Origin of the sequence: Cupriavidus neocaledonicus (assembly GCF_000372525.1) — a bacterium.
GTDB lineage: Bacteria > Pseudomonadota > Gammaproteobacteria > Burkholderiales > Burkholderiaceae > Cupriavidus > Cupriavidus neocaledonicus.
This window is the reverse complement of record NZ_AQUR01000105.1, coordinates 222,110-235,158: the sequence shown is the minus strand read 5'-3', so window position 1 is coordinate 235,158 and position 13,049 is coordinate 222,110. Positions and strand designations below refer to the sequence as shown.

The following is a 13,049-nucleotide window of genomic DNA, read 5'->3' as shown; positions in this document are numbered from 1 at the left end:
GCCTCTCGGTGGTGTCAGGGATCAGTAGCGTGCGCGCTGGTCCGGCGCCTTGAACGATTCGGGCCGGCGCCGCTGCTTGGGCTCGGGCCGGTAATGTTCATTGACGTAGGCCTGCAGCCAGTCGCGCTGCTCCGGCGCCAGCGGCACGTTCTCGACGGTCTCGCCGGCATCCAGCCAGCGGCCGGCCTCGTTGTACGACAGCGATACGGTGACCGGCACCGGATGCGCCCGGTCTGCGTCGCCCTCATCCTCGGGCATGCGCCACAGCACGAACCAGCATGGCGTGACCGAGGTCAGGTTCAGGTAGTAGCCCTCGCCCTGGTCGCGGAACAGCTCCACCTCGTAGCCGGGATACAGCCAGCGCGCGCCATGGGCATCATGCTCCAGGCACACCGGCTGCGTGCCGAACTCGCCCAGGTCCGGCAGGACCGCGTCGAGCTGCCACTTCCAGGGCTGCCAGCGGCTGGCCAGCGCGACCTTGCGCATCACCACGGCCATGGTGACGGCGGGGCGGGCACCGGGCGGCGGCAGGTTGGCGGTGGGCTGCATGTCCATGGCGGCAGGCGGGCGCTCAGGTGTTCTGCACCACGATGCTGGGGAACTTGCTGGTCATGTCGCGCGCCTTGTCGGCGACCTTGATCGCCACCTTGCGCGCGATGGCGCGGTACATCTCCGCCACCGGGCTGTCGGGCTCGGCGACCACGGTCGGGCGGCCGGAATCGGCCTGCTCGCGGATGCTCAGGTTCAGCGGCAGGCTGCCGAGCAGGTCGACGCCGTAGTCGGCGCACATCTTCTCGCCGCCGCCATGGCCGAAGATATGCTCGACATGGCCGCAGTTCGGGCAGCAATAGACCGCCATGTTCTCGACGATGCCGAGGATCGGGATGCCCACCTTCTCGAACATCTTCAGGCCCTTCTTGGCATCCAGCAGCGCGATGTCCTGCGGCGTGGTCACGATCACCGCGCCGGTGACCGGCACCTTCTGCGACAGCGTCAGTTGCACGTCGCCGGTGCCCGGCGGCATGTCGACGATCAGGTAATCGAGGTCGCGCCAGTTGGTCTGGCGCAGCAGCTGCTCCAGCGCCGACGTGACCATCGGGCCGCGCCATACCATGGGGTTGTCCTGCTCGATCAGGAAGCCGATCGAGTTGGCCTGCAGGCCGTGGCCCTCCAGCGGCTCCATGGTCTGGCCGTCGGCGGATTCGGGGCGGCCGTCGATGCCCAGCATCATCGGCAGGCTGGGGCCGTAGATGTCGGCATCGAGCATGCCCACGCGCGCGCCTTCGGCGGCCAGCGCCAGCGCCAGGTTCACGGCCGTGGTCGACTTGCCCACGCCGCCCTTGCCCGAGGCCACCGCGATCACGTTCTTCACTCCCGGCAGCAGCTTGACGCCGCGCTGCACCGCGTGGGCGACGATCTTCATGTTCACGGCCACGCTGACATTGGTCACGCCCTGCAGCTGCCGGACCGCGGCCACCACCAGCTTGCGGATCGGATCGAACTGGCTCCGGGCGGGATAGCCGAGTTCGACCTCCAGCGATACCTCGCCGCCATCGACGCGGATGTTGCGGGCCGAGCGGGTGGAGACCAGGTCCTTGCCCGTATTGGGGTCGATGACGGTGCGCAGGGCTTCGGTAACCTGCTCAGTGCTGAGGCTCAAGACAAACTCCGCTTGGATAGTGGGAACGGGCGCATGATGGCCTTGCGCCTAATGTATCAAAGTATGCAACACCGGCCATGAACGCCGGAAGTCCGCGCGCAATCCCCTCTATGGGGTGGGGGATTACAGACAATTACAAATCTCACAAGCTTGCACTTGTGCGCGCGCCGCCATATCCATATTGTAGTGCGGTTGGACGGCCCGGCAGGTCGACACCGCAAGCGGTGCCGCGCCCGGCCGGGCCGACGCGCACAATGGGTTACCTGCCGCTTGCCTTGGCGTTACCATCGCGACGCGGTACCAAGAACATTTACGGGAACATCAGAAGGAGAAAGCATGAAGATCAAGCTCGTTACCGTTTCGCTCGCAGCCGCCACGCTGCTGGCCGCTGGCTGCGCCACCGAACAGCAAACGCATACGGCGGTCGGTACCGGCGTCGGCGCCGCGGTCGGCGCTGGGCTTGGCAACCTGATCGGCGGCAACACCACCGGCACGCTGGTGGGCGCCGCCGTCGGCGGCGCCATCGGCGGCGCGACCGGCTACAACTGGAACGCAATCCGCGGCAAGCTGAACAAGGACACCGCCGGCACGGGCACGCAGATCACCGAGCAGCCGGACGGCTCGCTGAAGGTCAATATCCCGAGCCAGGTCACCTTCGACACCGACAGCGCCACCATCAAGCCGTCGTTCCGCTCGGTGCTCGACCAGGTCGCGCAGACCCTGGGCCAGCACCAGGACGTCAGCGCCAACGTGGTCGGCCATACCGACAGCACCGGCAACCCCAACTACAACATGCAACTGTCGCAGCGCCGCGCCCAGAGCGTGGCCGGATACCTGGGTGATCGCGGCGTCGCACGCAACCGCCTGAGCGCCGAAGGCCGCGGCCAAAGCCAGCCGGTCGCGGACAACGGGACCGAGGCCGGACGGGCACAAAATCGCCGCGTCGAAATTTTTTTGAAACCAATTCAAGGGTGACCCTGTCATAGAAACAGGTGCCGCTTGCCACCGTTGCTGGCTCGCGATGGGTGGCTGACCTCCCGGGCGGTACCTGATTTCTCCTCCTTTTCCGTTGTGGAAAGCTGCGCCGGCACTGACCGGCGCTTTTTTTTGCCCGTGCGCAGTCGGCGTCCCGCCCATTCCGCGATGCGGAACCGCCGCGCGGCGGCCGGCCAGTTGTTAAAATAGCCCCTTCCCGGCACGCGCCCGCCCGTCCTGGCTGGCGCCGTCCCCACGATTTCCCCGCTCCTGACCGGCTCCTGTTTATGACCGCACGTCGCATCCTCGTCACATCCGCCCTGCCCTACGCCAATGGCCAGATCCATATCGGCCACCTGGTGGAGTACATCCAGACCGATATCTGGGTGCGGTTCCAGCGCATGATGGGCAACGAGGTCTATTACGTCGGCGCCGACGACACCCACGGCACCCCGGTCATGCTGCGCGCCGAGAAGGAAGGCATCACGCCCAAGGCGCTGATCGACCGCGTCTGGACCGAGCACAAGCGCGATTTCGACAGCTTCCTGGTGTCGTTCGACAACTACTACAGCACCGACGCCGAAGAAAACCGCGAGCTGTGCGAGAAGATCTACCTGGCACTGAAGGCCGAGGACCTGATCGCCGAGCGCGAGGTCGAGCAGTTCTACGACCCGGTCAAGAACATGTTCCTGCCCGACCGCTTCATCAAGGGCGAGTGCCCGAAGTGCGGCGCCAAGGACCAGTACGGCGATTCGTGCGAGGTGTGCGGCACCACCTACGTGCCGACCGACCTGAAGAACCCCTACTCGGTGGTGTCCGGGGCGACGCCGGTGCGCAAGTCGTCGGCCCACTACTTCTTCAAGCTGTCCGATCCGCGCTGCGAAAGCTTCCTGCGCGAATGGGTGGCCGACCTGGCGCAGCCCGAAGCCGCCAACAAGATGCAGGAATGGCTGGGCGCCGAGGGCGAGGCCTCGACCCTGTCCGACTGGGATATCTCGCGCGATGCGCCCTACTTCGGCTTCGAGATCCCGGGCGCGCCGGGCAAGTACTTCTACGTGTGGCTGGACGCGCCGATCGGCTACTACGCCAGCTTCAAGAACCTGGCGCAGCAGCGCGGCATCGATTTCGACGCCTGGGTCGGCCCGCACTCGACCGCCGAGCAGTACCACTTCATCGGCAAGGACATCCTGTACTTCCACACGCTGTTCTGGCCGGCGATGCTGCGCTTCTCGGGCTACCGCAACCCGACCAATGTGTTTGCCCACGGTTTCCTGACCGTCGACGGCGCCAAGATGAGCAAGTCGCGCGGCACCTTCATCACCGCCCAGAGCTATATCGACACCGGCATGAACCCGGAGTGGCTGCGCTATTACTTCGCCGCCAAGCTCAACGCCAGCATGGAAGACCTCGACCTGAACCTCGATGACTTCATCGCGCGCGTGAACAGCGACCTGATCGGCAAGTACGTCAACATCGCCAGCCGCGCCGCCGGCTTCCTGGTCAAGCGCTTCGACGGCAAGGTCGACGAGGCCGCGCTGGCCCATCCGCTGCTGGAGCAGTTGCGCCAGGCGGCGCCGCAGGTGGCCCACCTGTATGAAAGCCGCGAGTACAGCAAGGCGCTGCGCCTGGTGATGGAGCTGACCGATGCCGTCAACGCCTTCGTCGATACCGAGAAGCCGTGGGAACTGGCCAAGGACGACAGCAAGCGCGCCGCGCTGCATGCGGCGTGCTCGGTCTCGCTGGAGGCGTTCCGCCTGCTGACCATCTACCTCAAGCCGGTGGTGCCCAACGTGGCCGCCGGCGTCGAACGCTTCCTCAACATCGCGCCGCTGGACTGGCGCGCGATCGACCAGCAGCTGTCGGCCGCCAGCCCCGTGCAGCCCTACCAGCACCTGATGACGCGCGTCGATGCCAAGCAGGTCGACGCGCTGCTCGCCGCCAACCGCGAGTCGCTGCAGGCGGCTGCCGCTCCGGCCAACACCGCGGCCACCAGCGCCGCCGCGATCGAGCCGATCGCCGACACCATCACCATCGACGACTTCGCCAGGATCGACCTGCGCGTGGCGAAAATCGTCGAATGCCAGAAGGTGGAAGGCTCGAACAAGCTGCTGCAGCTGACGCTCGACCTGGGCGAAGGCCGCACCCGCAACGTGTTCTCCGGCATCCAGTCGGCCTACACTCCCGAGCAGCTGGTGGGCAAGCTGACCGTAGTGGTGGCGAACCTGGCGCCGCGCAAGATGAAGTTCGGCGTCTCCGAAGGCATGGTGCTGGCGGCCTCGGCCGCGGATGAAAAGGCCACGCCCGGCCTGTACATCCTGGAGCCGCACAGCGGCGCGGTGCCCGGCATGCGCATCGGCTGATCGTTCGGTATCGCTGGTCCCTCTCCCGGCACGCGGGAGAGGGCAGCTGGCGCGGGCCGCCGGGGCGGCCGAACCGCTTCAGCCGCCCTGCATCCGCGACGGATCGTCGCTGCGCGAGGTGGTGGTGACGCTGCCGTCGCTGTTGAAATGCACGTTGAAGAAGGCCTTGTCGGTCGAGGTCTCCATCCAGCGGTAGCCCCACACCTCTTCCTTCTTCAGCGCGAACGCTTCCACCCTGCTGGGCTTGCCCAGCAGGCGGCGGATATCGTCTTTGCTCATGCCGGCGCGCACGCGTGCGAAATTCTCGGCCGACAGCACCTGCTCGATCTTCGCGACCTTGCCGTCGGCGCCGATGGTGACCATCCACGTGGTGGTGCCCTCGGGGCCGCGCGGGTATTCCAGCCGGCGCCCGCCGTCGGCCTCTTCCCAGACGATCTCGGGCTTGCCGGCCTGGCGGCGCAGCTCTTCCTCGGTCGACTGGCCCGGCACGATGCCCTTGAACAGCTCGCTGTCGGGCTTGATCGCGTTCCACGTGTTGCGGACGGTCTCGCCCGCCTTCTTCATGGCTTCATCGACCTTCTGCTGGTCGCAGCCGAACAGCGCAAGCATCGAGGCAATCAGTCCCATGGCGGCAAGGCGTCGCGGCGACGCGGCGAAGGTCGAAGGGAAATCACCGGCGCACCGGCTCGGCGATGGCGGCCGAGGCCGCCTGCGCGGCGCTGTCGGGGTCGAGTGGCTGGCTTTCATCCTGCTGGCTCCTCCTGGTGCCGCGATTCGGGGCCCCGCTGAACAGGTTGGCCCAGGTATCGAAGCGGCGGTTGAACAAGACCGACAAACCGTTGATGGAACCGCCCTTGGCAATCAGCGACCAGCGCCGCGAGAACTGCCAGCTCAGCTTCACCACGTTCGAGGCCGAGGTCAGGCTCTGCTCGTAGCCGACCGACATGCGCTCGGTGATGGCCTTGCCCATGCTGACCACCTGCTGGTCGTTCAGGCCCGCGGTGCTGGGCCCGATCGAGAACTCGTCGATGCCGAAATGCGAGACGATGCCCTTGCCGGCCTTGCCGCCGATCAGCCCCAGCGCGGCGCCGCCCAGCGCCGAGCCGCTCAGCTGACGCTGCTGGCCGGCGCCCGCGCTTTCCGCGCCGTAGCCGAACATCAGCCACGACAGCTTGTCCTCGTCGGGCACGTTGGGCTCCGACACCAGCCGCACCCGCGGCAGCCGCACCGTGCCGGTGACCTCGACGCCGGCCTCGACCTCCTGGTTGCGGCGCATGGCGCGGATGTTCATGTTCGGGTTGTCGATCGGGCCGTTGAAATTGATGATGCCGCGTTCGATGTCCAGCTTGCGCCCGAAGGCCTCGTAGGTGCCGTCGGTGACGCGCACCGTGCCGGTGGCCTTCATCGGTGCCAGCGGCTCGCTCTTCACGCCCATCTGCCCGGCCAGCAGCAGGTCGGCGCCGGCGCCGCGGAAGCGGAAGTTGTTGCCCAGGTCGACGGTCAGGTCGATCACCGGGCTGAAGCGGCTGGCGGGCTTGCTTTCCGGCACCGGCGTGGCCGCGGTCTTGACCGCGCGCTGGTCCTTGCGCCGGATCACCACGACATCGTCGCCCAGCACCGGGGCGCCGGCCTTGGGCAGGTCGAACAGGCCGCGGTCGACGCGGAACCTGCCGCGGATCACCACCTGCTTGTTCTCGTTGGCAATGCTGGCATCGCCCGACACCACCAGCGTGCGTTCCGGGCTGGCGAACAGCTGCAGCTTGTCGGCGACGATCCGGCCGGTCAGGTTGGGATCGGCCTCGCCCAGCTTGATGTTGCCGGTGGCGGTGAGCTTGCCGTCGCCACCATGGAACTCCACCTGCCGCAGCTCGACCGTGTTCTGGTCCAGCACCACGCGCACGGTGCCGTCGGTCAGGCGCAGCCCCTGGTCGTACAGCGTGACCGCAAGGTTGTCGCCGTTGATGGTGCCGGTCAGCAGCGGCGCCCCCACCGTCCCCGCCAGCCGCATCGCCGCGGCCAGGCGGCCGTCGAAGGCGTACTGCGGGCCGGTCAGCGCTTCCAGCGACTTCAGCCGCGGCACGTCGACGGTGACGGTGCCGCCCAGCGTCGAATCCGGGCCCACCGTCTGCAGCCCCTGCTCCTGCACCAGGCCGGCCGAGGCGTCGACCACCACCTTGCCGATGCGGCCCGACACCATGCCGCCGCGCAGCGCGATGCGGTTGCCGCCGGCGTCGGCGCGCAGGCTGGTCTCGCCCAGGCCGAGCGTGGTGAAGCCCCGCCCCGCGTTGACCGACAGATCGCCGCTGCGCCGGCGCAGCTCGGCAAAGCCGGTGGCGGTCTCGGCCAGCGCCAGGTTCCAGCGGCCGTCGATGACCAGGTCGGAACGCACCGGCGGGCGCTCGCCGGTGATGGTTTCCATCAGCTCCAGCACGCGCCCCACCTGCAGGCCGTCGAGGCTGCCGGCGCTGCGGATGCGGCCGTGGTCCCAGTCCAGGCTGTCGATCGCCAGCGTGGCGCGGTCCAGCAGCAGGCGCGTCGCGCCCAGGCGCACGCGCTGATCGGCCACCAGCAGCTGCGTCGGCGCGGCCAGGCGCAGGTTGACGGTGCCGCGCTCTTCGAGCGTGCGGATGGTGCCGTTCCAGCCGTCCTTGCCCCGCCACGCGCCCTGCCCCGCCAGCGCCAGCTGCAGGGGCCGCTGGTTGAGGCTGCCGGCCGCCTTGACGTCGAAGCCGTGGTTGGCCTGGGTGCCGTTCAGGGTTGCATCGAGCGTGGCCAGGCTGGCGTGCGGGCCACGGTAGCCGCGCGCGGCCAGCTGCACCGACAGCGGGCCGTCCAGCCCGCCGCGGATCTCGGCGCGGCCGCTGGCGCTGGCCACCTTGTGCGGGCCCACTTCCAGCGTTTGCGCGTTGTAGTCGGCCACCACCTCGGGCTTCTTCAGCGTGCCGGTGATGGTGGCATCGAGCTTGAGCTTGCCGGCCACGCCGAACTTCAGGCGCTCCAGTTGCGGCGCATCGACCGCGAGTTTCAGCGCGTCGCCGCGCGCGCCGAAGCTGCCGCGCAGGCTGGCCTGGTTGCCGGCCATGCTGAGCGCGGCCTCGCTCGGCAGCAACCGCTCGCCCGCCAGGCGCAGCTTGCCGCCGCCGGTCATCGGCAGGCCCGCGTATTCGCTTTCATGCACGGCGAAGTCCAGCGCCACGCCCAGTTGCGGCGCGAGCTCGCCGGTCGCGGTGAAATCCGCGTTGATCCGGCCCGCGGCCACCCTGGCCAGGCGCGACGGATCGAACGCCGACAGCCTGCCCTTGAAGCTGTACGGCTGCTTGTCCTTCAGCCCCAGCTTGCCTTCTGCAGTCAGCAGCCCGGTGCCGACCACCGCGCGCAGCGCGGCCAGGGTCACGGTGTCGGCATCCATGCTGGCGTCGGCAAATATCTTGAGCTGGGCGCCCGCCAGATCCAGCGCCACGCTCTGGCGGCCCGGCTCCATGCGGACCACCACCGGGCCCGACAGGCTGGCGCTGGTCAGCGAGCCATGCAGCGCCGCCGGGTCCAGCCTGCGCACGTCCAGGTCGAAGCCGCCGCGGCCGCCGCGCAGCGAACCGCTGCCGGCGATCTCGGCCTTGCCCGCCAGCGCCACGCGCAGGTCCGACACCGTCTGCGCGGCCTCGCTCAGCTCGACCCGGGCGCGCACCGAATGCACCGGCAGCCGCTGCCGGTCGAGCGGGCCGGCTTCCAGGTTGCGGATCTCGATCTCGCCGGCGACCGCCAGCGGCGCCGGCACGGGCACCGCGGCCGGCGCGGAGGCGGGCGCCGATGCCGCGGACGGCGCGGAGGCCGCCGGGGGCGCCGCCGCCCCCGCGCCGTCCACCGGCCGCAGCTCGGCATGCACGGTCAGGTTGGCCTGCGGCGCCGACGGGCTGAACAGGCGCGGGTTGATGCGGTCGCCGTCGACCAGCAGGTGCGTGAACGGGACCTTGCCGAACGGCGTCAGGTCCGCGCCGGCACGCAGGTGGATGCGCTCGCCGCTGGCCTGCACCTCGGCGCGCAAGGCGTCGAGATTGCCGTTGGCGGTGGCATTGACAGCGAAAGCCTCGTCCTGCCAGCTGCTTTCCAGCAAGGCTTCGGCGCTGAGCGCGAACGGCGCGGCGGCGCCCAGCTGCGCGTTGGCGGCCAGCTTGCCGTAGGGCGTTTCCAGCTTGTCGATGCTGACGCGGTGGCGCTGGCCGTCGCTGTGCAGCGCGCCGGCCAGGTTGCCGAACACCATCGGCTCGGCCGTGGGCGCCGGGCCCTGCACCAGCGCCAGGCGCTCGAGCGTCAGCGCATCGACATCGATGGCCAGCGGCAATTCGAGCGAAGCGGGTTTGCGCATCGGTTCCGTGCTGGGCTCGGACGGCCCGAGCCGCACTTCGGCCTTGCCAATGCGCAGCCACTGCACATGCAGCCGCCGTGGCTGCCAGTTCAGGTTCCAGCTGCCGTCGACGCGGTCGACCGTGACGCGCGTCTGGCCGCTGGCGAACACCACGTCGCGCAAACGCAGGCCGTGCGCCACGGTGCCGCCTTCGAGCTGGCCGCTGAGCATGCCGGCCGACAGCCGCGTGGCCAGCGTCCACAGGTGGCGCGTGCCGGTTTCGGTGCGCAGCGCCGCCACGCCGGCGGCCGCCAGCACCACCACCAGCAACAGCAGGATGCCGGCCAGCCAGCCCAGCGCGCGCCACAGCCGCCGGCGCTGCCGCGGTGCCGGACCGGCTGGCGGCGGCGCGGCGTCGCCGCCGCCGGGCACGGAAGGCAGGTCGTGCACGTTCATCAGAACGCCACCCCCAGCGAGATATGCGGCCGGAACTGCTGCTCCTGGATGCCATAGCCCACATCCAGCTGCAGCGGGCCCACCGGTGTGCGCCAGCGCACGCCGATGCCCACGCCGTTGTAGATGGTCACGCCACGCAGGTCGTTGGCAGCGGTGCCGGCATCCCAGAACACGGCCACGCCCCAGTCCGGCTTGAACCAGTACTGGTACTCCAGGCTGCCGGTGGCCAGGTACTTGGCCGGCAGCACGCTGGCGCCGCTGGGGGTGCCGATCGACTGGTAGGTGTAGCCGCGGATCGAATCGGTGCCGCCGGCGCGGAAGCGCAGCGTCGCCGGGATCTGGCTGGCGCTGTCGCCAGTGACGTTGGCACCCAGCTCCAGCCGCGCCACCACCAGGTCGCGCTTGCCGACCGGCACGTACTGGCGGATCCGGCCGTACAGCCGCAGGAAGGTGGCGTCGCTGAGCACGGTCTTGGCGGCCACCCCGATCTGGGTGTTGATCACGTTGCCGCGGCGCGGGAACACCGGGTTGTCGACATCGCGCCGGGTCCAGGCGAAGGCCGGCACCAGCGCCTTGCTGATCTGGGCGGCCTGGCCCTCGGGCAGCAGCTTGTCATAGTAGAAGTCGAGCGACGTGGTGACGTCGTACTTCTCGCGCGAGCGCGAGCGCTTCAGGCCCGCCCGCAGGCTGGTGGTATCGGTGTTCTCGAGATCGATGGTGCGCTCGTAGCTGCTGTACACGCTGTTGCGGTAGGCGCCGCGCGACGGCGGCATCGCCGCCTCGGCGAACAGGTAGGAACGCTTCTGTTCGATCCGCGCCTGCGAGTCGAAGGTCCAGGCGCGGTTGAACAGGTTGTAGTAGGAATAGCGCCCTTCCACCTGCGCCCCGGTATCGGTGGTAAAGCCGACGCCGCTGTTGAGCCGGTGCACAGGATATTCGCGCACGCGCACCGACACCGGCGCGGTAACCACCCCGTCCGGCGCCTGCTCGGCATCCGGCGGCGGCTCCAGGTCGACCTGGACGTTGGAGAAATACGGCTGGTTCTGGATCGCGCGCTGCAGCTCCAGCAGCCGCTCGACGCGGTACGGCTCGCCCTCGTTGAGCGGGTTGACGTTGACGATGATCTGTTCCGGGTAGCGGCGCGTGCCGGTGACCTTGAGCGGGCCCAGGCGGTAGGCCGGGCCGCTGACGTAGTGCGCCGCCAGGTCCGCGCGCAGTTCGTCCGGCTCGACCCGCGCCTGCGACGCGGCCAGCCGCGCGCCGTAGTAGGTGTGGCTCTGCAGCGTCACCAGCGCGTCTTCCTTGGCCTTGTCCCAGTCGTCCTGGCGGAACGGCTCGCCCGCGGGCAGGCCCCATTTGGCCTTCATTTCCGCCACCTGCTCGGGCGACTGGATCGCGGCCGGGCCGGTCACCTGCAGGTCGACATTGCGGATCAGCGTGCGCGCGCCGGGGTCGACCATCACATGGACCACGCGCTTGTCGCCCTCGCCCTCGACGCGGGTGGTGGTGGTGGGATCGAAATAGCCTTCGGTGGAGGTGAAGGCCCGCACCTGCTCGCCGACGGTCTCGACCATGTAGTCGAACTGGTCCTGCGACAGATCGGTGCGGTCCTTGTAGCGGGCCAGGTCGAGGTGCTCCTCGAGCATCTCGCGGATCGGCTTGGGCGCCTCGACCTCGACCTTGTAGGCGGCCTGGGCCCCGCCCGCCGCCAGCGCCAGCACCACGCCCAGCGTCCTGAGCGCGCCCATGGCGCGCGCGGCGAGGCGCCTGGCGGCACGGCCAGCCGAGTCAGCGGTGATAGCGGTGTCTTGCGGCATCGCCCCATTGTCCACACATACAAAGTCGGTATTTGACCACACCCGGCCACGCGGCCGGAACTTTCCCATGCGTCGCGGCGCCTTTGCGGTCCCCCGCCTGCGCTCTGGCGTGCATCGCGGGGGGCCGATACTGTAAAATCATGGCCCACTGTACCTATCTGGCGCCCGCACGGGTGCATCCCGGTTGAACATGGCCCTCTACGAATCCGATATCACCCAGTTCCTGAAGCAGCTCAAGCAAGAGCGCCCGACGCTGGAGGCCGAGCAGCGCGACGGCCGCGCCCTGCTGTGGGACAAGGCACCGATCGACCTCGAAGAGCGCGCCCGCGCCCAGGCTTCGCGCGTGGCGCAGAAGCCCTACGTCTACTCGCAGGACAACTGATTCCCGCCGCCCCCGAGCCCGAGCCGACCGCACCATGAGCGCAGGCGACCAGGACAAGCTGCCGCTGCCCGTGGAGCTGCCCGCGGTGGCGCCCGCCGCCGCCGGGCCGGCCGGCCCCGCCGACATGGTCGACGGGATGGCGTTCGCGCGCCTGTACGGCGAGCCGCTGTTCAAGCTGCCGCAGGACCTCTACATCCCGCCGGACGCGCTCGAGATCTTCCTCGAAGCCTTCGAGGGCCCGCTGGATCTGCTGCTGTACCTGATCCGCAAGCAGAACTTCAACGTCCTCGACATCCCGATGTCGCAGGTGACGCGGCAGTACCTGTCGTATATCGAGCAGATCCGCAAGACCAACCTGGAGCTGGCGGCGGAATACCTGCTGATGGCGGCGATGCTGATCGAGATCAAGTCGCGCATGCTGCTGCCGGTCAAGAAGGCCGACAGCGACGAGGAAGCCGAAGACCCGCGCGCCGAGCTGGTGCGCCGCCTGCTGGAGTACGAGCAGATGAAGCTGGCCGCGCAGCGCCTGGATATGGTGCCGCAGCTGGGCCGCGACTTCCTGCGCTCGCAGGTCTATATCGAGCAGAGCCTGGCGCCGCGCTTTCCCGAGGTGGAAACCGTCGACCTGCAGGCGGCCTGGGCCGACGTGCTCAAGCGTGCCAAGCTCAACCAGCACCACAAGATCTCGCGCGAGGAACTGTCGGTGCGCGAGCATATGAGCCAGATCCTGCGCCGGCTGCAGCATGCGCGCTTCATGGAGTTCTCGGAGCTGTTCGAGGACGCGGTGCGCTCCGGCAAGGGCGTGCCGGTGGTGGTGGTGAACTTCATCGCCATGCTCGAGCTGTCGCGCGAATCGCTGGTGGAGATCACCCAGGCCGAGCCGTTCGCGCCAATTTATGTGCGATTGGCGTACAGCCCCAGCTGACCCGTCCGAACCGCCGAGGCCAGCCCCGCCCAGTTGATCTACAATCCGCCGACAGCCGGCCCAGACCGGCACGGCAGGCGCCGCCCGCCGCGGACCGGCGTCCGGGTCACTCTTACACGACCAGCACACCAA

The 13,049-nt window shown here is 68.8% G+C and carries 9 protein-coding genes; 4 read left to right on the top strand and 5 right to left on the bottom strand.

Annotation, left to right across the window (positions count from 1 at the left end; genetic code table 11):
- Positions 1-21: 21 nt before the first annotated feature.
- Together A3AG_RS0125200 and apbC are read right to left on the bottom strand one after the other, a co-directional pair.
- Positions 22-555 (bottom strand): DUF3305 domain-containing protein, encoded by a 534-nt coding sequence (locus tag A3AG_RS0125200; protein ID WP_018008066.1) that lies wholly within the window; start codon positions 553-555, stop codon positions 22-24.
- Positions 556-571: 16 nt separating this feature from the next.
- Positions 572-1,660, bottom strand: a complete 1,089-nt coding sequence (apbC, locus tag A3AG_RS0125195) for an iron-sulfur cluster carrier protein ApbC (RefSeq protein ID WP_018008065.1) — start codon at positions 1,658-1,660, stop codon at positions 572-574.
- 336 nt (positions 1,661-1,996) lie between these two features.
- Between apbC and A3AG_RS0125190 the strand changes: the two genes are divergently transcribed.
- Together A3AG_RS0125190 and metG are read left to right on the top strand one after the other, a co-directional pair.
- Entirely contained in the window at positions 1,997-2,635 is a 639-nt protein-coding gene (locus A3AG_RS0125190) for a YiaD family glycine zipper/OmpA-like lipoprotein (RefSeq protein WP_018008064.1), read from the top strand.
- Positions 2,636-2,922: 287 nt separating this feature from the next.
- Positions 2,923-4,995, top strand: a complete 2,073-nt coding sequence (gene metG, locus A3AG_RS0125185) for a methionine--tRNA ligase (RefSeq protein ID WP_018008063.1) — start codon at positions 2,923-2,925, stop codon at positions 4,993-4,995.
- A gap of 78 nt (positions 4,996-5,073) precedes the next feature.
- Here metG and bamE read toward each other — a convergent pair whose 3' ends face one another.
- From bamE to A3AG_RS0125170, 3 genes are read right to left on the bottom strand one after another with little or no spacing between them, the layout of a single operon-like run.
- A complete protein-coding gene (gene bamE, locus A3AG_RS0125180; RefSeq protein WP_018008062.1) occupies positions 5,074-5,622 on the bottom strand; it encodes an outer membrane protein assembly factor BamE domain-containing protein in 549 nt (182 codons plus the stop codon).
- A 43-nt stretch (positions 5,623-5,665) separates the two neighbouring features.
- Complete coding sequence (locus A3AG_RS0125175) at positions 5,666-9,793, bottom strand: translocation/assembly module TamB domain-containing protein (RefSeq protein WP_018008061.1); 4,128 nt, start codon at positions 9,791-9,793, stop codon at positions 5,666-5,668.
- A complete protein-coding gene (locus tag A3AG_RS0125170) occupies positions 9,793-11,610 on the bottom strand; it encodes an autotransporter assembly complex protein TamA (protein WP_026164457.1) in 1,818 nt (605 codons plus the stop codon). Before A3AG_RS0125170 ends, A3AG_RS0125175 begins: the two co-directional genes overlap by 1 nt.
- Positions 11,611-11,800: 190 nt before the next feature.
- Between A3AG_RS0125170 and A3AG_RS0125165 the strand changes: the two genes are divergently transcribed.
- A complete protein-coding gene (locus A3AG_RS0125165; protein ID WP_018008060.1) occupies positions 11,801-11,992 on the top strand; it encodes a DUF3460 family protein in 192 nt (63 codons plus the stop codon).
- A 34-nt stretch (positions 11,993-12,026) separates the two neighbouring features.
- Entirely contained in the window at positions 12,027-12,917 is an 891-nt protein-coding gene (locus tag A3AG_RS0125160) for a segregation and condensation protein A (protein ID WP_018008059.1), read from the top strand.
- The last annotated feature ends 132 nt before the right edge of the window (positions 12,918-13,049 follow it).